This window comes from Streptomyces sp. NBC_01635, from assembly GCF_045209715.1.
In the GTDB taxonomy this organism is placed as follows: Bacteria; Actinomycetota; Actinomycetes; order Streptomycetales; family Streptomycetaceae; genus Streptomyces; species Streptomyces hirsutus.
Genome location: NZ_CP109277.1, coordinates 6,850,204 through 6,869,883 on the forward strand (window position 1 = coordinate 6,850,204; position 19,680 = coordinate 6,869,883).

Annotated in this window: 16 protein-coding genes and 1 pseudogene; 9 read left to right on the top strand and 8 right to left on the bottom strand. The window is 72.3% G+C overall.

The window, feature by feature from the left end:
• Positions 1–41 precede the first annotated feature (41 nt).
• From OHB56_RS31780 to OHB56_RS31790, 3 genes are read right to left on the bottom strand one after another with little or no spacing between them, the layout of a single operon-like run.
• Positions 42–752, bottom strand: coding sequence for a maleylpyruvate isomerase family mycothiol-dependent enzyme (locus OHB56_RS31780; protein WP_326755316.1), 711 nt, complete (start codon positions 750–752; stop codon positions 42–44).
• Complete coding sequence (locus OHB56_RS31785) at positions 752–1,600, bottom strand: fumarylacetoacetate hydrolase family protein (protein WP_326755315.1); 849 nt, start codon at positions 1,598–1,600, stop codon at positions 752–754. The genes OHB56_RS31780 and OHB56_RS31785 overlap by 1 nt, the downstream gene beginning before the upstream one ends.
• Positions 1,597–2,766, bottom strand: coding sequence for a cupin domain-containing protein (locus tag OHB56_RS31790; RefSeq protein ID WP_406357003.1), 1,170 nt, complete (start codon positions 2,764–2,766; stop codon positions 1,597–1,599). The genes OHB56_RS31785 and OHB56_RS31790 overlap by 4 nt, the downstream gene beginning before the upstream one ends.
• 79 nt (positions 2,767–2,845) lie before the next feature.
• Between OHB56_RS31790 and OHB56_RS31795 the strand changes: the two genes are divergently transcribed.
• On the top strand, positions 2,846–3,622 hold the full coding sequence (locus OHB56_RS31795; RefSeq protein WP_406357005.1) for an IclR family transcriptional regulator: 777 nt from the start codon (positions 2,846–2,848) through the stop codon (positions 3,620–3,622).
• A gap of 51 nt (positions 3,623–3,673) precedes the next feature.
• On the opposite strand, the gene OHB56_RS31800 is transcribed toward OHB56_RS31795, so the two are convergent.
• Entirely contained in the window at positions 3,674–4,315 is a 642-nt protein-coding gene (locus tag OHB56_RS31800) for a TetR/AcrR family transcriptional regulator (protein WP_406357007.1), read from the bottom strand.
• A 745-nt stretch (positions 4,316–5,060) separates the two neighbouring features.
• Between OHB56_RS31800 and OHB56_RS31805 the strand changes: the two genes are divergently transcribed.
• A complete protein-coding gene (locus OHB56_RS31805) occupies positions 5,061–6,692 on the top strand; it encodes an MFS transporter (RefSeq protein WP_406357008.1) in 1,632 nt (543 codons plus the stop codon).
• 85 nt (positions 6,693–6,777) lie between these two features.
• Here OHB56_RS31805 and OHB56_RS31810 read toward each other — a convergent pair whose 3' ends face one another.
• The 4 genes from OHB56_RS31810 to OHB56_RS31825 form a co-directional block, all read right to left on the bottom strand.
• Positions 6,778–8,268, bottom strand: a complete 1,491-nt coding sequence (locus OHB56_RS31810; protein ID WP_406357009.1) for a glycoside hydrolase family 3 protein — start codon at positions 8,266–8,268, stop codon at positions 6,778–6,780.
• 9 nt (positions 8,269–8,277) lie between these two features.
• Entirely contained in the window at positions 8,278–9,111 is an 834-nt protein-coding gene (locus OHB56_RS31815; protein ID WP_055593314.1) for a carbohydrate ABC transporter permease, read from the bottom strand.
• Complete coding sequence (locus OHB56_RS31820; protein WP_406357011.1) at positions 9,108–10,094, bottom strand: carbohydrate ABC transporter permease; 987 nt, start codon at positions 10,092–10,094, stop codon at positions 9,108–9,110. The genes OHB56_RS31815 and OHB56_RS31820 overlap by 4 nt, the downstream gene beginning before the upstream one ends.
• 88 nt (positions 10,095–10,182) lie before the next feature.
• Positions 10,183–11,457 carry an extracellular solute-binding protein gene (locus tag OHB56_RS31825; protein ID WP_406357012.1) on the bottom strand — a complete coding sequence of 425 codons (1,275 nt, stop codon included), beginning with the start codon at positions 11,455–11,457 and terminating at the stop codon, positions 10,183–10,185.
• A gap of 371 nt (positions 11,458–11,828) precedes the next feature.
• On the opposite strand from OHB56_RS31825, the gene OHB56_RS31830 reads away from it, so the two are divergent.
• From OHB56_RS31830 to OHB56_RS31860, 7 genes and pseudogenes are all read left to right on the top strand, one after another.
• Positions 11,829–12,593, top strand: a complete 765-nt coding sequence (locus OHB56_RS31830) for a GntR family transcriptional regulator (protein WP_406357014.1) — start codon at positions 11,829–11,831, stop codon at positions 12,591–12,593.
• A gap of 226 nt (positions 12,594–12,819) precedes the next feature.
• Entirely contained in the window at positions 12,820–13,926 is a 1,107-nt protein-coding gene (locus tag OHB56_RS31835; protein WP_406357016.1) for a glycoside hydrolase family 3 protein, read from the top strand.
• Positions 13,927–14,132: 206 nt separating this feature from the next.
• The gene (locus OHB56_RS31840) at positions 14,133–15,191 is read left to right on the top strand and encodes a phytanoyl-CoA dioxygenase family protein (RefSeq protein ID WP_326755307.1); all 1,059 of its coding nucleotides are present in this window, start codon (positions 14,133–14,135) and stop codon (positions 15,189–15,191) included.
• On the top strand, positions 15,188–16,564 hold the full coding sequence (locus tag OHB56_RS31845; RefSeq protein WP_406357018.1) for a DUF6271 family protein: 1,377 nt from the start codon (positions 15,188–15,190) through the stop codon (positions 16,562–16,564). Before OHB56_RS31840 ends, OHB56_RS31845 begins: the two co-directional genes overlap by 4 nt.
• A pseudogene (locus tag OHB56_RS31850) lies at positions 16,561–17,730 on the top strand (type III PLP-dependent enzyme); the annotation flags it as partial. The gene OHB56_RS31845 and the pseudogene OHB56_RS31850, both read left to right, overlap by 4 nt.
• Before the next feature lie 120 nt (positions 17,731–17,850).
• Complete coding sequence (locus OHB56_RS31855; protein ID WP_406359247.1) at positions 17,851–18,306, top strand: GNAT family N-acetyltransferase; 456 nt, start codon at positions 17,851–17,853, stop codon at positions 18,304–18,306.
• Positions 18,307–18,311: 5 nt separating this feature from the next.
• Positions 18,312–19,667, top strand: a complete 1,356-nt coding sequence (locus OHB56_RS31860; RefSeq protein WP_406357020.1) for an MFS transporter — start codon at positions 18,312–18,314, stop codon at positions 19,665–19,667.
• The last annotated feature ends 13 nt before the right edge of the window (positions 19,668–19,680 follow it).

Below are 19,680 nucleotides of genomic sequence, written 5' to 3' on the forward strand. Positions count from 1 at the left end.
CGTGTACTTCCTGTCTGGGCCGGGGGGTCCGGCCCGGTTGTTCAGAGCCAGGGACCCACAGTGGGTGCCGGGCCGCCGTCGGGAGCGGTGAGGGCGTGCCGGCGCCCGGTGAGGTAGGCCGTGATCTCGGCGAGCGGGCCGGTGAGCACGGTCGGCTCGCCGTCGCCGGGGAGTTCCCGGACCTCTCCGGTGTCGGTCTCCGTCAGGCGCAGTGCCGGGCCGGGGGCCTTGGCGCGCTTGGCGATGACGTCGTCGCAGAGGGCGCCGAGGAAATCGGCCGGCAGGTCGGCGAAGGTGATGCCGGCGTCCAGGTCGACGGCGTGGACGCACACCTCGCGGGAGCGCATCCAGGGCAGCTCGGTGGCGGGCACCGTGCGGCCCTGTGCCGTCACGACCGGGTGCTGCCACTGGCCGTCGCCGAGGCCGGCCGTGGAAGCGGCGAGCTCGGCGGCGGAGCGGCGCAGCCACCCGGTCAGTTCGGCGGCCGGCATGCCGAGGCCGCGTGCGATGCCGGCGGCCCGTTCCTCGGGGGACGCGTACATCGGGGTCTCTTCGCCGGTCGCCGCCCAGTGCACGAGGTTGCCGAGGGCGTCCGCGTTGGCGGCGATGTGGGCGACGAGCTGACGGCGCTGCCAGCCGGGCAGGGCGCTGGGCGCGTCGTAGGCCTGGTCGTCGAAGTCGGCGGTGGCCTCGAGCACCAGGTTCGTGCCGAGCTCCGCCCAGCGGCGGGCGTCGTCGAACGAGCGGGACATCAGGCCTGCTTCTCCTCGACGACCTTGTTCTCCAGGCGTCCGATGCCCTGGATCTCGGTGACCACGGTCTCGCCGCCGACCAGGTAGCGGCCGGGCTTGCGGGCGTGGCCGACGCCGCCGGGGGTGCCGGTGGCGATGATGTCGCCGGGGTTGAGGCGGATGATCGTAGAGACGTACTCGACCAGGGCGACCGGGTCGAAGAGCAGGTCACCGGTGTTGTCGGACTGCATGACCTCGCCGTCCACGGTGAGCTTGACGTCGAGCGCGGGGCGGACACCGCCGGGCAGCTCGTCGGGGGTCACCAGGTACGGGCCGACGGGGGTGGTGGAGTCCCAGGTCTTGCCCTGGAGCCACTCGCGGGTGCGGAACTGCCAGTCGCGCGTGGTGATGTCGTTGAGCACGGTGAAGCCGGCGATGGCCTGCTCGGCCTGCTCGCCCTTGGCGCGGCGGACCTGCTTGCCGACGACGACGGCGAGTTCGACCTCCCAGTCGAACTGCTCGGTCTCCTCGGGGCGGACGATGTCGTCGCCCGCGCCGATCAGGGAGTCGGCGAACTTCGCGAACAGGGTGGGGTGCTCGGGCAGGTCCCGGCCCATCTCCTGGATGTGGTTGCGGTAGTTCAGGCCGACGCAGACGACCTTGGACGGCTGCGGGACCACGGGCGCGAGGTCGGCGCCCTCGGCGGGGTACGTCGTGGCGTCACCGGCGGCGGGGGCGGCGGCGAGCTCCGCCCAGTCGTCCTGCGCGAGGAGGGTGCCCACGTCGGGGAACCCGAGGTCGACCAGGACGTCACCGTCGAGCCGGACGGCCTTCGTGGTGCCGTCGGTACGGAGGGTGGCGAGCTTCATGAGCGGGTGGTTCCTTCCACGTGGTGACGGTTGAGCCGGAGGGCTTCGAAGATCGGGGAGTCGCTGAACCGGAAGAGGTCCAGGGCGCCGGAGTCGGAGTCGGTGGAGCCGGCCTCGGAGCGCACGGAGAGCGGCTGCCAGGACGGGACGACGAACAGGTCGCCGCGGGTCACGGACCAGGAGGTGTCGCCGACGGTGACGGTGCCGGAGCCGTCGAAGACCTGGTAGACGGACGAGCCGGTCTCGCGCACCGGGGCGGTCTCGGCGCCGCGCACCACGCGGTGCACCTCGGCGCGGATGGTGGGCAGCACGTCGGTGCCGTTGGAGGGGTCGGTGAACCGGACGGCGGCGTGGCCGGGCTCGACGGTGCCGCCGAAGCCCTCCTCCTCCAGCGCGAGCTGGTCGGTGAGCGCGCGGTCGGTGTGCTCCCAGCGGTACGCGAGGAGGGGCGTGCCGGGGGCGTCCGTGGTGGCGGCGACGGGGCGCAGCCCCGGGTGTCCCCAGAGGCGCTCGGAGCGGGACCGGTCGGGGGTGATCCGCTCGGCGTCGCTGATCTCGTCGCGGCCGAACTCGAAGAACTGGGACTCGCTGGTGTACTGGAACGGGATGTCCAGGCCGTCGATCCAGGCCATCGGCTGGGAGGTGGCGTTGTGGTGGGCGTGCATGTTCCACCCGGCCTGCGGGAGGAAGTCGCCGCGGCGCATGGCCACCGGGTCACGGCCGACGACGGTCCATACGCCCTCGCCCTCGACGACGAAGCGGAAGGCGTGCTGGGTGTGACGGTGCTCGGGGGCGTCCTCGCCGGGCATCAGGTACTGGATGGCCGCCCACAGGGTGGGCGTGGCGAAGGGCCGTCCGCCGAGGGCGGGGTTGGCCAGTGCGATGGCGCGCCGCTCGCCGCCCCGGCCGACCGGGACGATCTCGCCGGCCTGCGCGGCCAGTTCCCGCAGCTTCTCCCAGCGCCACAGGTGCGGGACGGCGCGGGAGCGCGGGTGAGCCGGCATGAGGTCGCCGATCTCGGTCCACAGCGGGACGAGCAGCTCGCTCTCGAAGCCCCGGTACAGCTCCTCGAGCGCCGGGGTGACGTCGGGCTGGTCCGCGGCGCTGACGGCACTCAGGCGGACGGGGGAGCCCGTGGCAGAGGGGGTGCTGAATGAGGTAGTCACGCGAGCAGCATCTCTCTTGTCCCAGGGAACGAACATGTAAATTCTGGAGAGCAGAACCGTTGACGCCGGGAGGCTCGCCGTGGACAAGCCCCTCAAAACGCCGCCGCCGTATGCGATCACGAGCGTCGACCACGCGCTGCGGGCCGCGACGATGCTCCAGCTCGAGGGCGCGCTGACCGTCACCGAGGTCGCCGAGCGGCTCGGCGTCGCCCGGTCGACCGCGCACCGGCTGCTGGCCATGCTGGTCTACCGGGACTTCGCGGTACGCGACGAGCAGCGCGTGTACCACGCGGGTCCGGTGCTGGAGCTGGCGACGCACTCGCGCTCCCTGGTGTCACGGTTGCGGACGGCGGCCCTCCCCCATCTGCACCGGGTGGTGGACCTGCTGAACGAGACCACGAACCTCACCATCCGCACCGGGGACACGGCCAGGTTCATCGCGAGCGTGGAGTGCCACCAGGCGCTGCGGGTCGGTTCCCGCGAGGGGATGGTCTTCCCGGCCCACCGTACGACGGGGGGTCTGCTGCTGCTCGCCGAGCTGAGCAAGGAGGAACTGGCGGAGGTGTACGCGCCCGAGCGCTACCGTGACCGGCCGCAGGACCGCCCGGATCTCGACCGGCTGGCCAAGGAGCTGAAGGGTGTCCTCAAGGGCGGCTTCGCCGTGAACCGCAACCGCTCCGAGCGCGGCCTGGTGGCCGTCGGCGTCCCGGTCCGCGACCGCGAGGGCAGGACCCTGGCGGGCCTGTCGATCTCCATGCCCGGCATCCGCTACGACCCGCACGAGCTCCAGTCCCTGGTCGCCACCCTGCAAGCGGCGGCCCGAGCCCTGGGCACGGACCTGGCGACGATGACCTGAGCGGCCCGCGGCCCCGCGGTCGGTCCGTCCGTGGCGTGCGGGGGCGCAGGGTCAGGGCTGGTCCGGTGCCGGTGCCTGTGTGGCGCCGTCGCTCAGGAGGCCCGTCCAGCTCTCCGCGAGGATGTCGATCATGGCTTCGCGGTCGGCCTTCCAGCGGCCGGGGGTCCAGTTGCGGGCGACGTGGTCGAGCTGGGCGATGACGAGGACGCCGCGCAGGTGGCGGCTGTCCGGTGCGAAGCGGCCGGCCCGGTGGAGGCCCTCCTCGACGTCGCTGACGGCCTCGTCCAGCCAGGCGTTCACCAGTCCGCGCAGATCCGGGTCGACCGCCGCCGCCTCGAACGCGGCCACCAGGTGGGGCCGTACGGAGTCCCAGCGGCCGGAGATGTCGTACAGCCACTCGGTGATCGCCTCTCGGCTGCCGTCCTGGACGACCTCGACGAGCCGCCGGGCGGTGGAGCGGCGGGCGGGCGAGTCGACGCGCTCGAGCTTCTCGTTCAACTCGCCGATGAGCGCCCGCATCAGATCGCTGCGGGACGGAAAGTACGCGTAGAACGTCACCCGTGTGGTGCCCGCAGCGGCCGCGATGTCGTCCACGGTCGTCGCGGCGTAGCCCTTGGCGCGGAACAGGCCGAGCGCCGAGTCCAGCAGAAGCTGGCGGGTCATCCGCTTCTGCGCCTCGCGGAGGCCGGCCATGTCAGTGCCCCCGTCCCCGGGTGTCGGACGGGAGGGGCGGCGGGTCGGCGGTGGGGGCGGTCATGGCGTTCATCGTAGCGCCGGGCACCGCGCCCGACCTCGGAGTCCTCACCCCAAGATTGTTTCCAATACATGGCGCACATTTCCTTGACGGAACGTAAAGCCAAGTGCCATTCTCGCCGTCACCGCGCTTGATCCGCGCCACTCCCACAGCCCGACCCGGCGCTCCTCCCCCACTTCGGGCCACGTTCACCCGTGGCCGGACGGGCGTCTCCACCGCTCCAGCTCCCCCGTCGCGGATGTGAGGCCGCAGCACTTTTCGGCCCATGGTTCAGAGAGGAACTCCCCGAGTGAGGTACTTCGTTGCGCGCCGGAGGCCGTTGGTGCGGCCGAAGCGGCCGCCCGCCGGCTGACCGTCGCCGGCCGTCCCGGGCCGTGGCCGCGGCGCCACCGGGCCGGCCACCCGGCGGCCGCGTGCTCCCGCCTCAGCGACGCCCCGCCTCGCGGGCGTCGGACAGCGTGCCGTGCTCGACGGCACCACCGACCGGTTCCCGACGTTCCCCGCCCCCAGGGGAGCCGAACGAACCGACCCACCCGTTCGGCTCCCGGCGCACGTGCTGCGCCCCAAAAGCCCGTCCGGGCCGTCCGACCCGGTTCCCCCACGCCCTGAACGGCGGCTCACCACCAAACCGGTATCGGCCACAAGGGGCCGAACCGTCTCACCATCCCAGTCAGGGAGAACGCAGTGACGCTCAACAACGGGACAACGACGTCCTCCGGCCCTCCCGCGGGGGCTGCCCGGAGACCGGGCTACGCGGGCACGCTTGCGGCCGCGAGCTGCGCGGTGTTCGTGGCCCAGCTGGCCAACGCCCTGCCGGCCTCTCTCAACGGCCTCTTCCAGCAGGACCTGGGCACCCACGGGTCCCAGCTGACCTGGATCACCGCGGCCTTCATGATCGCCGTGGTCGTCTTCGAGTTCACCTTCGGTGTCCTCGGCGACCTGTTCGGCCGCCGCCGGCTCATCGCCGCGGGTGCGGCGATGGTCGTCGTCGGCAGCATCGTCTCCTCCCTCGCGCCCAACGTGCAGACGCTGTGGGTCGGCGCCGCGCTGAACGGTCTCGGCGCCGGTGCCATGTTCCCCGGATCGCTCACCATGATCGCGGACGTGGCCCGCAGCGCCCGGGAACGGGCCCGCGCCATCGCGCTGTGGAGCGGCTTCCTGTCCGCCGGCGCGGCGGTCTCCCCGCTGATCGGCGGCGTCTTCGCCAAGATCGGGTCGTGGCGGGGCTCCTACCTGGTCCTCGTCGCGCTGGCCCTCGCGAGCGTGCTGCTCAGCCTGACCATGGCCAAGGAGTCGAAGGCCGCCTCGGGGCGCCGCCTCGACGTCCCCGGCCAGATCACCTTCGCGCTCGGTCTCATCCTGGTGCTGTACGCGGCCGTGGAGGGACCCGAGAAGGGCTGGGGCGAGCCGGACATCATCGGTGCGTTCGCCCTCGGCGCGTGCTTCCTGGTCGCCTTCGTCCTGATCGAGCGCCGGGCGGACTCCCCGATCCTCAACCTGACCCTGTTCAAGGACCGCGCCTTCACGGTGGGATCGATCGTCGCCGTCATCGGCATGATCGCCTTCCTCGGCGCCTGCTTCACGACGAGCATGTGGCTCGGCCCCGTCCAGCACCAGGACCCGCTCCGCGTCGCCGTTCCGTTCTTGCTGCTGCAGGGACCGGCGTTCGTCCTGATCCCGGTCGTCTCCCGGCTGCTCCACAAGGTCGCCCCGAACTGGCTGCTGACCACGGGCTTCCTCCTGATGGCCGTCGGCTCGTTCCTGTGCACCCGGCTGGACGTCACCGACACGAGCCTGACCCCCTTCATCCTGCCGACCTTGCTCATCGGCATCGGCTTCGCCCTGGGCGTCAGCTCGATCACGGCCGTCGCGCTGAACAGCGTGCCGGGCCGGCTGGCCGGCATGGCCAGCGCCACCACCAACATGCTGCGCGACCTCGGCTTCGCCCTGGGCCCGGTGGTCGTCGGCGCGGTCGCCCTCAGCCGTGCGGGTGACACGTTCTCCTCGAACCTGGCCGGCGCGGACCTGCCGCCCGACCAGCTGGGCGCCGCCACCGAGATCGGCCGGGCGGCCGGTCCGATCGCCGTCAACAGCCTGCCTCCGGACACCCCCGGCGCGGCCGCGCAGAGCATCGCCCTCGACGCCCTGGGCAGCGGCTACAGCCTCGCCTACACGGTGTGCGCCGTCGCCGCTCTCGTGGCCGCGATCGTGACCGTGGTGGGCATGGCCGGCGTCCGCGCTCCCCAGGCCCTGGACACGGAGGACACCGCCGGGAAGACCCCGGCCGGGCAGCCCCAGGCCCCGACCGCGGTCTGACGCGGTCGTCCGCACACCCCGTCCCCACCACGAAGGCCCCGGCCCCCGGCGCACCATCGCCGACGGCCGGGGCCTTCCCCGCGGGTCAGCCCGCGACGACCGCCTCCGCCGCCGCGGTCCCGCACACGCGCGCCGCGCCGTGCGTGGCGACGTGCAGCGCGCCGCGCGGCGCGGACTGCGGTACGCCCATCTCCACGACCACGGTGTCCGGCCCGGCCGCGAGCAGGGTGTCCAGGGCCGTACGCATCCACGGGTGCCGGTGCTCGTCGCGGACCACGGCGACCACGCGCCGGCCGGCCGCGGCCTCGCGTGCCCGCGCACCGGCGTCGGGGCCGGTGAAGGAGCCGGTGGCGGTGCCCGGCAGCAGCCGCTCCAGTTCCGCGCCGACGCCCCAGGGGGTCTCGTCGCCGACGGCGATGTTGGCGGCGGGGTGGAAGGTGGCCACGTACACCGGCCCGGTGACCGGTGCGGCGGGCCCGGTGCGGGTCACGGTCACCGCGCGGCGGGCCGCCGTGAGGCCGATCTCCGGCTCGCGGTCGCCCTCGAGGGCCGGGGAGCGCCGCATCCCGGCGGTCCAGTCGGCCAGGGCGCGGACCCGGGCGGCGGCGTCGGCGAGCCGCTCCTCGGGGAGTTCACCCGAGCGGACGGCGGCGACGAGCGCGTCCGTCAGACCCTGCACCGTGTCCTCGTCGCACAGCCCGCCGCCCACGCAGATCGCGTCGGCGCCGGCCGCGATGGCCAGGACGACTCCGTGTTCGAGGCCGTAGGTGCCGGAGATGGCACGCATCTCCATGCCGTCGGTGACGATCAGCCCCTGGTAGCCGAGTTCGCCGCGCAGCAGACCGGTGAGGATGCGGCGGGAGAGGGTGGCGGGGCGGTCCGGGTCGAGGACCGGGACCCTGATGTGGGCGCTCATGACGGCGCGGGTGCCGGCCGCGATCGCCGCCCGGAACGGCTGGAGTTCGCGTTCGTTCAGGGTGGTGGCGTCGAGGTCGATGTGCGGGACGGCGTGGTGGGAGTCGACGCTGGTGTCGCCGTGGCCGGGGAAGTGCTTGGTGCAGGCGGCGACGCCGGTGGACTGCAGGCCCTCCACGTAGGCGGCGGTGTGCCGGGCGACCAGGTCGGTGTCGCGGCCGAAGGAGCGGACGCCGATGACCGGGTTGTCCGGGTTGGCGTTGACGTCGGCGGAGGGCGCCCAGTTGAAGTTGACGCCGCACTCGGCGAGTCGGCGGCCCAGTTCGCGGGCGACGCCGCGGGTGAGGGCGGTGTCGTCGACGGCGCCGAGGGCGTGGTTGCCGGGGAAGGAGGAGCCGGTGCGGACCTCCAGCCGGGTGACGTCGCCGCTCTCCTCGTCGATGGCCACGAGCAGGTCGTCCCGCTCGGCGCGCAGTTGCGCGGTGAGGGCGGTGACCTGTTCGGCGGTGGCGACGTTGCGGCCGAAGAGGGCGACGGAGGCGAGTCCCTCGGAGAGCCGGCGGCGCACCCAGTCGGGCGCGGTGGTGCCGGCGAAGCCGGGCTGGAGCACGGCCAGGGCGTCGCGGGTGAGGGTGTCGGTGCCGGTGGTGGATGTCGTCATCGGGTGGCGTTATCCCTTCACTGCGCCCGCGGTCAGGCCGCTGACGGCCTTGCGCTGCAGGAAGACGAAGAGGATCAGGATGGGGACGGCGAAGAGCGACGAGGCGGCCATGGTCGCGCCCCAGTCGTTGCCGAACTGGGTCTGGAAGCTGGACAGCCACAGCGGCAGGGTCTGCGCGCCTCCGGCTTCCTTGCTGAGCACCAGGACGAGGGGGAACTCGTTCCACGCGGTGATGAAGCCGAACATGGAGGTGGACATCAGACCCGGGGCGAGCAGCGGCAGGATGACCCGGCGGAACGCCTGGGCGCGGGTACAGCCGTCGACCATCGCCGACTCCTCCAGCTCCTTCGGCACGGCGGCGACGAAGCCCCGCAGCGTCAGGATGGTGAAGGGGAGGATCATCATCATGTAGAAGGCCGTGAGCGGCACCAGGCTGTTCAGCATCGAACCGTCCCGCACGATCATGTAGATCGCGATGACCATGACCTCCCAGGGCGCCATCTGGGCCAGCATGAAGCCGATGACGAAGCCGCGCCGCCCCTTGAACCGCATGCGCGCCAGGGCGAAGGAGCCGGCCAGCGCGATGATCAGCGAGAAGAGGACGGCCAGGCAGGTGACGGTCAGCGAGTTGCGGACGTACGTCCAGAAGTGGTCGGCGTCGGTCGCGGTCCTGAAGTGCTCGAACGTGACGTCGGTCGGGAACCAGACGGGGGTCTCCGAGATGATGTCGCCGGTCGGCTTGAACGCCGTGGAGAACATCCAGTACACGGGGAAGACGCAGACGATGAACAGGACGACGGCCGTGACGTTGGGCCACAGGCGGCCGAAGAGCGAGCGCTTCACAGCTCGTCCTCCTCTTGCTTGAGCACGATCCTGAGGTAGTAGGCGGTCAGGCCGAGCATGATCAGGATGGTCAGGACGGCGATCGCCGCGCCCATGCCGTAGTGCTGGTTGCCGACACCCTCGACGTAGGCGTAGACGGGCAGGATCTCGGTGAGCCGGTCGGGGCCGCCGCCGTTGAAGGTGAAAACCTGGACGAATGCCTTGAAGATCCAGATGATCTCCAGGAACGTCGTGGCGTAGAGGAACGGCCGCAGGAACGGCAGGGTGACCGCGGTGAAGCTGCGCCAGCCCCCGGCGCCGTCGAGGGAGGCGGCCTCGTACAGTTCGCCGGGAATGATGGTGGTCGCCGCGTAGAGGTTGATCGCGACGAACGGGACGGACATCCAGACGATCAGCAGGGTGACGACGAAGAACGTCGACATCTGGCTGCTGGTCCAGCTGTAGTCCGCCATGGAGTGCCAGCCGAGCCTGTCCAGGACCCAGTTGACGACGCCGAAGCGCTGGGCGAACAGCCACTGGTAGACGGTGGTGGCGGCCACCACGGGCATGGCCCAGGCCAGCACCAGGCCGATCATCAGGGTGAACCGCATCCGCTTGCCGAGGCGGGCGAGCAGGAGACCGGTCAGCGCGCCCAGGACCATGGTCAGGACGACGTTGACCGCCGTGAACAGGATGGAGCGGAGGGTGACCCGCCAGAAGTCCTCGCCGGTGAGGACCTCCTTGTAGTTGTCGATGCCGTTCCACTCGGTGACGTGCTGGATCAGCTGCGCCATGTTGAGGTTCTGGAACGACAGCAGTACGTCCTTCAGCAGCGGCCAGCCGAGCAGCAGCACGGTGACCACGCAGGCGGGCAGCAGCAACAGGTACGGGGCGAGCGCGCCGGCGCGCGACGCGGCTCGGGGTTTCGGCCTGCCGGGTGCCCCGTCGCCCGTCCTGCGGACGTCCGCCGGCCCGGAGGGCGGCCGTTCGGTCTGCACGGTCATGCTCGCGCTCTCTCTTCTCGACGTACTCAACGCCGGGGCGGGGCCGCCGGGTGGCCGGCCCCGCGCTCCGGTCCGTGCGCTCGCGCGCCTACTGCTCCTGCGCCAGGCGCTTGTTGAACTCGCCCTCGACCTGCGCGGCGGCCTCGGCCGGGGACTTGCCGTTGAGCACGGCCGTCATGTACGTCTTGATCGGGTTGGGCGCGTTCTCGACCGCGGCCCACTCCGGGATCAGCGGGGTGGTGCCACCGACGGCGGCGGCCGGTGCGGCGGCCTCGGCGGGGGCGTTGCCCTTCAGGTTGCCCTGCAGCGACTCCTTGTTGGGGATGACGCCGTTGGCCTTGGCCAGCCCGCCCTCGAACTTGTCGGACAGGGCGAGCTTCAGGAACTCCTGGGCGAGGTCCTGCTTCTTGCTGCCCGCGGCGACGGCGAGGTTGGAGCCGCCGAGGAAGACGCCCTCGGGCTTGTCGGCCGCGGCACCCGGGATGGTGAAGTAGCCGATGTCCTGCTCGATCTTCGGGTTGGCCTCGATGGCGATGCCGGCTTCCCAGCCCATGCCGATGAAGGCGCCGACGTTGCCCTTGGCGAAGACCTCGCCCTGCTGCGGGGTGGCCTCGTCCTTGTCCTTGGGCGCCTTGGACAGCGCCTGGAACTTCTTGTACGTCTCCATGGCGGCGGCGACCTTCGGGTCGTCGAGGTTGGAGACGTGCTGGTCGCCGTCCTTCTTGACCAGTTCGCCGCCCTCGCCGATGACGAGTCCGACGAAGTGGTACCAGTTCTGGCCGGGCAGGTAGATCGGCTCCGCGTCGGTCTTGTCACCGATCTTCTTGAGCGCGTCGTAGAACTCGTCGCGGGTCTTGGGCGTGTCCTTGAGGCCCGCGTCGGCCCAGACCTTCTTGTTGTAGAGGACCACGCGGTTGGCGAAGTACCACGGCGCCGCGTACTGCTTGCCGTCGAAGACGGACGACTCGTTGAGGGACTCGGTCCAGTCCGCGCCGATCGACGACTTCAGCTCGGTGAGGTCGGCGAGGCCGCCGGTCTTGGCGTAGGCCGGGGTCTGCGTGTTGCCGACCTCGAAGACGTCGGGCGGGTTCTCCTCGGACAGGGAGGTGGTCAGCTTCTGCTGGATGCCGTTCCACTGCTGGACCTCGAACTTGACCTTCGCCTTGGTCTTGGTCTCGAACTCCGCGGCGAGGTCCTTCTGCCACTCGTCGGGCGAGGAGCCGTCCATCACCCATACGGTGAGCGTCTGGCCCTCGTAGCCGTCCGCCCCGGTGCTCTTGCCGTCGCCGTCGTCTCCCCCGCACGCGGCGACGGAGAACAACATGCCCGCGACCCCGATCGCGGCTATCAGCTTGCGCTTCACGCGCCACCCCTCCTCAGGAATGCCTTCCACACCCACGCCCTCGGCGGTGGCCCTCGCATTGGCGCGGCACGCGGCGTGCTGGGACCCGGCTTCCTCTAAATGGTTTAGACCAGCAAGGGGGAGCTTGGCCTAGACCTATAGCCCTGTCAAGGGTCGCGCGGCCAATCGCCCGAGCCGTTTCCGGCACCCCCTCCGGGGCCTGCAACTCCCCTCAAACGGGGACGTGTCGAGGGTTGGACTAGACCAAAAGAGGGTGTGCGGTTATAACGGGACCGCCGAGCGTGCGGCGCCGAACCCGGCCGTCCGCCGACGTGCACCGCGGCCGGCGCCTGCCGTCCGCGCCGCCGGACCCCGCAGCCGGAAGGCAGGTCATGAGCACGGACCTCAGCAGCGCCCGGGCCGACACGGGGGCACCGGACCCCACCGGCCGCGTCCCGAAGTACTACCGCATCAAACAGCGCTTACTGGGCATGACCGAAGCACGCCCGCCGGGCTCATCGATGCCGGCCGAGCGCTTCCTCGCCCTCGAGTTCCGCACCTCGCGCACCACCGTCCGCAAGGCCCTCCAGGAGCTGGTGAGCGAGGGCCGGCTGGTCCGCATCCAGGGCAAGGGCACCTTCGTCGCCCGCCCGAAGATCTACCGGACCCTCCAACTGACCTCGTACACCGAGGACATGCGCAACCAGGGCCTCACACCCGCCTCCCAGGTCCTGAACATCGACTACATGGCGGCCGGCGAGGAACTGGCGGCCCTGCTCGAGGTGGAGCGGGGCGAGAGGGTGCTGCGCGTCGAGCGGCTGCGACTGGCCGGGGGCGAGCCCATGGCGATCGAGGCGACCCATCTGTCCACCCGCCGCTTCCCCGGCCTGCGCCGGAACCTGGCCCGCCGCACCTCGCTCTACACGACACTCACCGAGGTGTACGGCGTACGTCTGGCGGAGGCCGACGAGACCATCGAGACCTCGCCCGCCACGCCGCGGGAGGCCGGACTGCTGCACACGGACGTGGGCCTGCCGATGCTGCGGCTGTCCCGCCACTCACGGGACGAGACGGGGACGCCGGTCGAATGGGTCCGCGCGGTGTACCGCGGCTCGCGGTACCGGTTCACCGCGACCCTGAAGCCGCCCGCACCTTGACGCCTTCCGCACCTCGACGCCGTCCGCACCTCTACGCCGACGGGACCCTCTTGACATGCTCGCGTTCAAGTGCTCTTGACATGCCTCATTGGTCCAGGCCAATATCCAACGCACCGATCAGGCCGGGCCATCGGGCCTGAACCCGTCGCATCGGGCGCCATCCCGCGCCGCGACCCTCCTCCCCTTCCCCTTCCGTCACGCGCACCACTCCGCCCGGAGGTTCCGCATGGCCGACCACAGTCGCATCAGCGGTCACCCACGCCTGCTGCGGCTGGCGCACTCCGTGCTCCAACCGGGCTTCACCGGCTCCGCCGTGCCGGACTGGGTGCGCCGCCGGATCTCCGAAGGGCTCGCCTCCGTCGTCCTGTTCGGCCGCAACATCCACGGCCCCGAGCAGGTGGCAGCGCTCACCTCCGCGCTGCACGCCGAGAATCCCGACCTCGTCATCGCCCTCGACGAGGAGGCGGGCGACGCCACCCGCCCCGGCGCCCGCACCGGGGCGCTCCGGCCGGGCAACCACGCGCTGGGCACCCTCGACGACATCGATGTCACCGAGCGGGTCGCCCACGGCGTCGGACGGGACCTGCACGCGCTCGGCATCACCCTGAGCTACACGCCGAGCGCCGACGTCGACCCCGATCCGCACCACCCGGTGATCGGGGTCCGCTCCTTCGGCGCACGCACCGACGTGGTCTCCCGGCACGCCGCCGCGTGGGTACGGGGCCTGCAGTCGGCGGGGGTCGCCGCCTGCGCCAAGCACTTCCCGGGCCACGGCGACACCGTCGTCAGCCGCCGGCTCGGGCTGCCGCAGGTCCCGGCGCGGGCCGGGGCCATGGCCCTGACCGCGCTGCCGCCGTTCATCGCCGCGATGGACGCGGGCGTGCGGGCCGTCATGACCGGCCACCTGCTGGTCCCCGCCTACGACGACCGCCGGCCGGCGACCCTGAGCCGCGCCGTCACCCAGGACCTGCTGCGCGGCGAACTCGGCTTCACCGGTCTGATCGTGACCGACGCCGTCGAGATGGGCGCCGTGGCCGACCGCTACGGCGTGGCCGGCGCCACCGTCCGGGCCGTCGCCGCGGGGGCCGACGCGGTCTGCGTCGGCGGCGGGCACGCGGACGAACGGACCGCGGCCCGGCTCGCCGACGCCCTGGTCCGCGCCGTGCGGGACGGGCGCCTGCCGGAGGAACGGCTCACCGAAGCCGCCTCCCACGTACAGGAGTTCGCCCGCTGGTCGGGCGGACTGCGGCGGGACGCGGCCCACTCCGGCCACAGGGCCGGGGCCGGCAGCGCCCCGGCGGCGGTCCGGCGCGCCGCGGTCCGCGACACCTGACCGGTTCACCTCACCCGACCTCCACCCTTCTCCTCCTCCATGCCCCGGTCGCGCGCAGGCGCCGACGCGGCCCGGTCCTGTCCTCCTGCCCGAATGCGCCCGACCGCCCGATCCCGCACCTCTGCCCGATCCCGCACCGCCGCACCGCCGCACCGCCGCACCGCCGCACCGCCGCACCGCCGACCCAGGATCTCCGGAGTGACCGCATGACGACGCACCACAGCCCGACGCACCACCGCTTCTTACACCGCGCCGCCTCCGAGCGCCCGTACTTCAGTGCCGACGGCGAGACCTACCTCGCCGGAACCCAGCTGCGGCACCTCACCAAGTCCCGGCCGTTGCGGGTGCTCTCCGAGGAGGAGTTCGCCTCCTGGCAGACGTACGGCTACGTGGTGGTCCGGGAGGCGATATCCCCGGACGCGGCCAAGCTGCTGCTGGAGTTCGCCTGGGACTTCCAGGGCCTCGACCCGCAGCGTCCCGAGACCTGGTACGAGGAGCGCACCTTCCGCTCGGACCTCGACCGGGACCTGTACGTCTACGGCTTCGTCGAGGCGTACCACCACCAACTGCTCTGGGACAGCAGGCAGTCGCGGCGCGTCTACGACGCCTTCGCCGACGTGTGGGACTGCGAGGAGCTCTGGGTCACCCTGGACCGCCTCAACCTCAACCCGCCCAACGTGAGGAACCGTTCCCGGTCGTTCATCGAGCCGACGGACGAGGGCTTCGACATCGAGCTGCACTGGGACGTCGACACCACGGCCAGTGTGCCGCCGCAGCGGGTGCAGGGCATCGTCGCGCTCACGGACACGGAGCCGGACCAGGGCGGTTTCCAGTGCTCGCCCGAGCTCTTCCACCGTTTCGAGGAGTGGAAGGTGGGCCGGCCCGCCGACCGCGACCCGATCCGGCCCGGTGTCGACCGGGCCGAGTTCCCGGTGATCCGGCCTCAGCTCAACGCCGGTGACCTGCTGATCTTCAACGGGATGCTGGCGCACGGCGTGGCGCCCAACAGCTCCGCCGACGGGGTGCGGGCAGTGCAGTACCTGTCGATGATGCCGGCGTTGGAGGAGCACGAGGAGCTGCGCCGGTCCCGGATCGAGTCCTGGCGCACGCTCGGTACGCCGGACTGGAACGCGACCCTGCTCGGCGACGCGACCCGGCACGAGTCCGAGCGGTACGGCACCGCCGAACTCGACGGCCTGGGGCGGAGACTGCTGGGCCTGGACTCCTGGCACGAGCACGGTGACCGTCCCGGGCGGGCGCGATGACCGGGCTGTCCGACGTGCCCCGCCGGCACAGGGTCGGCCTGACGCTCCCGACGAACCGGGCGTGTTCGGCGACCATCTCCGCCGTCGCCGCCGAAGCTGCTTACGGAGCACGGCGGTTCGGGGTCGAGGTGCACCTGCTGATCCTCGACTCCTCCGACGCTCCGACCGTGTCGGCGCACGCCCGCACCGTCGCCGGACTGCCCGTGGTGCCGGGTGTCGTGGTGCACCACCTCGACGAGCAGGTCCAACAGGCCTTCCTGCGGGCCGTGATCGAGCGCGCCGCGCTGCCGGAGCCGGACCGCCTGCTCGGCCTCCTGCTCCCGGACGGCGTCTCGTACGGCGCCTGCACCGACCGGGCGTTCCTCGTCGCGGCCGCTCTGGGATGCCGTTCGGTGCACCGCCGGGACTCCGACAGCCGCTACCAGGTGTGGGAGGGCGAGCCCGTCTTCCCGATCCATCACGAGCTGGCGTCCCTCGGCAGGCGGGCCGCCGACGCGTCCGCCGGGGTGTCGGAGGTGAACCTCGACCCGTCGCTCGCCCATCGGCCGGTGGCGATGGTGGGCGCGTCCTTCATCGGAGAACTCTCCGTCGACCTCGGCGGCATCCGGGAACTCGACAAGGACGCGTACGACACGGTCGTGGGCCTGTGGGCCCCGGCCGAGTGGTCCGAGGAGGAGCGGGCGGGCCTGGCCGAGGAGTCCTTCAAGGGCGCCGGGCTGCTTCCCTTCCGGGGCGACCACGCGACGCTGACCCTGGTCGACCCCATGCGGGTGGACATGTGCAACATCGCCTTCCACCGGGACGTGTACGAGCGGCTGCCGCTGCCGCCCGCGACCGACACCATCGGCAGCGACTACTTCCTCATCCACGCGGTGCACGACGCCACCCTGCCCGGTGTCCTGCACAACCGGGACATCGAGAACTTCTACACCGGGGAGCGCCGTACGCATGCCGGATTCATGGCGTACCAGCGGCGGTTCGTGAAGTTCCTGCTGTCGATGCTCCACTTCCACTTCGTCTACGCCGGTATGAGCGAGGTCGGCCCCGCGCTCCTCGACGAGGGGCAGCGGCTCGATGCGGCTCCGGTCCGCGCCCTGCTGACGCAGAGCCTGCGGCAGGGCCGCGCCGAGAACGAGCGCCGGCTGGACGTCGTCCAGCGGACCTACCGGCAACTGGGCGGAAGATACGCCGAGTTCGCCGAGCAGGTGGCCGCGGACCGGGAACGGCTGCTGGCGGAGGCGGGGCGGGACATCGAGGACTTCGTCCTGCTGATCGACGGCTGGGCGGCGCTGGTGGACGCGAGCCGGGCGACGGACGTCCGGAGCGCGGCCCGCCCCGGCGGCACCGCCCGGTCCCGGAGCGCGGTCCGGTGAATCCGGCGCTGCGTGCCGCGCTCGCGGCTGCCCCGGACGACCGGATCTTCCATGACCTGGACGGCATCGCCGCCCGGTTCGACGCGCTGACCGGGGAGTTGCCCGGCGTCGGCGTCCGGTTCGCCATGAAGGCGTGCCCCGTGGACGAAGTGCTGGCGTGTCTGGCCGGCCGGGGTGCCGGGTTCGACGCGGCGAGCCCCCGGGAGATCGTCCAGGCCCTCACCACGGGCGCGCCCGTGGACCGGATCCACTACGGCAACACCGTCAAGTCCGACGAGCACATCGCCCAGGCGCACCGGCTCGGCGTACGGGACTTCGCCACCGACAGCCCGGAGGACGTGGCGGCGCTGGCCGTACACGCCCCCGGCTCCCGGGTGTTCTGCCGACTGGCGACCACGGGCCAGGGGGCGTTGTGGGGGCTGAGCCGGAAGTTCGGCTGCTCGGCGGACGACGCCGTACGCGTACTGGAGTCGGCGCGGGATGCGGGTCTGGTGCCCGCCGGGCTGTCGGTGCACGTCGGGTCGCAGCAGATGACCACCGAGGCCTGGCAGCAGGCGTTCGCGACGCTGGGCGAGGTCCTGACGGCACTGCACGCGCGCGGGATCGCGCCCGATCACGTCAACCTCGGCGGCGGCCTGCCCGCGCTCGGTTACACGGACCGGCGGGGAGACCGGCTGGAACCCCCGCTGGACAAGATCTTCGCCGTGCTGCGCGAGGGCATGGAACGCCTCCGCGAACTCGCCCCGGGCCCGCTGGACTTCCTGGTCGAGCCGGGACGCCATCTGGTCGCCGACCACGGTGCCGTCAGGGCACACGTCTCCCGGCTCACCTCGCGCCGGCGGCCGGACGGGGAACGCGCGTACTGGCTCTATCTGAGCTGCGGGAAGTTCAACGGCCTCTACGAGATGGACGAGTTGCAGTATCCGCTCGTCTTTCCGACCCACCCGGCCGACGCCGACCTGGTCCCCGCCGTCGTCGCGGGCCCCACCTGCGACGGCGACGACTCCTACGCGCCCGAGCACTGCCGCGTCCTCGTGCCGAAGGAACTCGCGTCGGGCGACCCGGTCTGGGTGCTGTCCAGCGGCGCCTACGCCACCAGCTACATGACCCGCGGCTTCAACGGCTTCGCCCCGCTCCCCCACAGCTGCGTGGGCGGGAGCGACGGCGGTGGCGGTGGCAGGGGTGACTCCCCGGGCCGCTCCGGGCGGGAGCGGGTACCGGGCGGCCTGCGCATCCGCCCCCTCGCCGAGGGCGACTGGCCGCGGGTCGCCGCTCTGGAGGCCGAGGTGTACGCGCCCGCCGGGCTGTCCGAGGGCCGGGAGGCACTGGAGTCCCGGGGCCGGGCCTCCCCGTCGACCTGCTTCGTCCTGGAGGCCGGCGACCGGATCGCCGGCTACGTCCTCGCCCTGCCCTACCCGCCGTCGCGCTACCCGGACCTGGAACGGCCCGAGGAGCGGTCCTTCACCTCATCCCATCTGCACCTGCACGACCTGGTCGTCGCCGACGACCTGCGCGGCCGGGGCCTGGGCAGCAGGCTCGTGCGCCATCTCGCCGCGGCCGCACGGCAGGGGTACGAGGAGGTCTCCCTGGTCGCCGTGGGAGGCACCGAGAGCTTCTGGGCCCGGCACGGGTTCCGGCCCGACCGGCGGGTCGAACTCCCCGCGAGTTACGGCGAGAACGCGGTCTACATGTCCGGCCCGGTCCCGGGCGGACGACCCGACGGCCCCGAAACGGAGGGCTGACGCCCATGCCCCGCACCCCTGTCCCCCGCACCCCCGTGCCCCGCGCGCCCGGCGCCTTCCGCCGCGACCAGTTGGCCATCGCCGCGCTGTTCTGCTTCCTCGGCTTCCAGTACGCCACCTGGGTCTCCCGGCTGCCCGCCCTCAAGGACCGGTTCGGCCTCGACGAAACACGGCTGGGCCTGCTGCTGATGGTCTGCGGGGCCGGCGCCGCGGTGTCCTTCCCGCTGGTCGCCCGGCTGATGCGGCAGCTCGGTTCGCGGCGTCTGGCGCTCTGGTCGGCACTGGCCCTGGCGGCGGTGCTGCCGGCGCTGTCCGCGGCCGGCTCCTATCCCCTCGCCCTGCTGGTGGTCTTCGTCGACGGGGTGGCCGTCGGCTGTCTGAACGTCGCCATGAACGCGCAGGGCGCGGCGCTCGAGGCCCGGTACGGGCGGGCCGCGATGGCGCGGTTGCACGCCACGTTCAGCGCGGGCTCGCTCGCGGCCGCGCTCCTCGCCTCGGGGATGAACGTCGTGACGCACACCGTGTCCGCGCACTTCGCCGCCGCCGCGGCCCTGCTCCTGCTGCTGCTCGCCGCCGCACGCCCACGTCTGTCGGCGGACGAGCAGACTCCGGGGTCCGGGCAGGATCCAGGGTCCGAGCAGGAAGGGGCGACCGGGAGGGCCGAGGCGTCGGAGGAGCGCGCCGCGAAGGGCGCCGCCAAGGCCGTCCGGCGCTTCGCCGGTGCCTCGGGGGCGGCGCTCTGGCTGGGCTGCGCCATGGTGTTCGGCACGGTCACCGAGGGCGCGATGAACGACTGGTCGGCGCTCTATCTCACGGCGGAGACCGGTGCGTCGGGGCAGCTCGCGCCGCTGGGCATCGCCGTGGTCTCGGTGATGATGGTGCTGGCCCGCCTCCTCGGCGACGGCTGGCGGAGCCGTCTGGGCGACGCACGGGTCGTCCACGTCGGCAGCGTGGTGGCCGGCACCGGTCTCGCGCTCGCCCTGGCGGCCGGCGGGACCTGGCCCGCGCTGGTCGGCTTCGCCTGCGTGGGCCTGGGCATGGCGACCGTGACGCCCTGTCTCTACGTCGCGGCCGCCGCGGAGGGTCCGAGGGCACTGGCCCTGGTCGCCGCCCTGGGCACCACCGGCCTGCTGGCGGGCCCGGCGCTGATCGGCTTCGTGGCGGGCCGAACGGACCTGACGGTCGGCATGGCGGTGGTCGCCGCCTCGGCACTGCTGGTGTCCGTCTCCGCGCGGCGCGTCACCTGGCGGAGACCGGGCGAGGCCGCCCCGACCGGTGCCGACGAGGGCGACGGGGGAAACAAGGGCGGAGTCGGGGCGGAGACGGGAACGGGGACGGGGGCGGGACCGGTTGAGGCGTGATGCCCGTGCGGCA

Excerpts from the sequence above, each read along its gene's own strand:
- OHB56_RS31780 (WP_326755316.1), bottom strand. The coding sequence starts at position 752 with ATGTCCCGCTCGTTCGACGACGCCCGCCGCTGGGCGGAGCTCGGCACG.
- OHB56_RS31785 (WP_326755315.1), bottom strand. The coding sequence starts at position 1,600 with ATGAAGCTCGCCACCCTCCGTACCGACGGCACCACGAAGGCCGTCCGG.
- OHB56_RS31800 (WP_406357007.1), bottom strand. The coding sequence starts at position 4,315 with ATGGCCGGCCTCCGCGAGGCGCAGAAGCGGATGACCCGCCAGCTTCTG.
- OHB56_RS31810 (WP_406357009.1), bottom strand. The coding sequence starts at position 8,268 with ATGACGACATCCACCACCGGCACCGACACCCTCACCCGCGACGCCCTG.
- OHB56_RS31820 (WP_406357011.1), bottom strand. The coding sequence starts at position 10,094 with ATGACCGTGCAGACCGAACGGCCGCCCTCCGGGCCGGCGGACGTCCGC.
- OHB56_RS31830 (WP_406357014.1), top strand. The coding sequence starts at position 11,829 with ATGAGCACGGACCTCAGCAGCGCCCGGGCCGACACGGGGGCACCGGAC.
- OHB56_RS31835 (WP_406357016.1), top strand. The coding sequence starts at position 12,820 with ATGGCCGACCACAGTCGCATCAGCGGTCACCCACGCCTGCTGCGGCTG.
- OHB56_RS31840 (WP_326755307.1), top strand. The coding sequence starts at position 14,133 with ATGACGACGCACCACAGCCCGACGCACCACCGCTTCTTACACCGCGCC.
- OHB56_RS31845 (WP_406357018.1), top strand. The coding sequence starts at position 15,188 with ATGACCGGGCTGTCCGACGTGCCCCGCCGGCACAGGGTCGGCCTGACG.
- OHB56_RS31860 (WP_406357020.1), top strand. The coding sequence starts at position 18,312 with ATGCCCCGCACCCCTGTCCCCCGCACCCCCGTGCCCCGCGCGCCCGGC.